Genomic DNA, 1,244 nt, shown 5'->3' on the forward strand with positions numbered 1-1,244 from the left:
AAATACATGGTAAACATCTGGGAAAGAGAGCTGAACAAAGAGAACAAAAAAGAATTAACCCCGATAATTCCGGTTATATTTTATCATGGGGAAAAAAGATGGGAGACGGTAAAGAGCCTGGCTGATATAACCCGGGGCATAAAAGAATATCCAGAGCTAAAAAAATACCTGCCTTTATTCAAACACATCTTCTATGAACTGGGAGAACTGGAAGAGATAGAAGAGGTAGAAAACTTGGGGTTAAAAGTATTTCTTTTAAGCCTTTTGCTGGCGCGGGGATTTAAAAATCCAAAATTGCTTTTAAAGACACTTCTTTTTTATCTGGACAATATACCCGGGGATTATGAGTATTTATTTATTGCGACGACTATCTATGTATTTAACAAAATGGATATAGACCTGGATGAGCTGATGGAATATGCGAGAGAATTAAGGCTTGAGAGGAGGGAAGATATAATGACCTTAGCGGAGAGATTGCGGGGAGAAGGAATGGAGAAGGGGATAGAAAAAGGTATAGAAAAAGCGGCATTGAATGCTTTGCAAAAAGGATTAGACATACAAATAATAGCAGAGATTACCGGGCTTTCAGTAGAGAGGATAGAGGAGTTAAAGAAAAAACTGAATTAAAAAGTACAGGGGACGGTATAAATGTAAGACAGCACAAAGGAACCGTTCCCTTGTGTTTCCCGGCCTGGGCATAAAAACCTCCCTGGGAATGGGAGGAGTAAGAGTGATAGAAGAAAAGAGGGGGGAATGATCAGGAAAGAGACAGGCTATATTGAAAATTCATAGCAGCAGGAATTTTTTAATGATAAAATATAGTTATGAAGATTGACGGGTATTATCTCCCCCGCTGCCGAAAAATAGGGGGATAGAAGCCTTTAAACAGGGATGAAGGGTTCATATTTGGTTCCTGCAAGAATTCTCCCCCGCAAAACAGGGTTTAAACCCTTGCCAGATGGGCTTTTCAGGAGACAGGGTTACAAAACCTAATCCCCGTCAGGGGACGGAAAGTCGCAATAAGAGTAATATTCATCGCGACAGTGCTGACATAGTTACAAAACCTAATCCCCGTAAGGGGACGGCAGTTATTGAAAAATTTTTTACCTGCTGGATAGTTGATATACAGGAAGGAGCCCTTTTATGGGAGAAATAAACATCCATGACCGGTTTTTCAAAAAATATTTGGAAAATCCCCGCATAGCAGGGAGCTTTCTCTCCTACATCCTGCCGGAGGGAATAAA

The 1,244-nt window shown here is 40.5% G+C and carries 2 protein-coding genes; both read left to right on the top strand.

Annotation, left to right across the window (positions count from 1 at the left end):
* A partial coding sequence (locus BUB92_RS11175; RefSeq protein WP_143156968.1) for an Rpn family recombination-promoting nuclease/putative transposase occupies positions 1-627 on the top strand: 627 nt, incomplete at its 5' end.
* A 331-nt stretch (positions 628-958) separates the two neighbouring features.
* Complete coding sequence (locus BUB92_RS11180) at positions 959-1,156, top strand: hypothetical protein (protein WP_073093636.1); 198 nt, start codon at positions 959-961, stop codon at positions 1,154-1,156.
* Positions 1,157-1,244: the final 88 nt, after the last annotated feature.

Origin of the sequence: Thermosyntropha lipolytica DSM 11003, from assembly GCF_900129805.1 — a bacterium.
Lineage (GTDB): Bacteria > Bacillota > Syntrophomonadia > Syntrophomonadales > Syntrophomonadaceae > Thermosyntropha > Thermosyntropha lipolytica.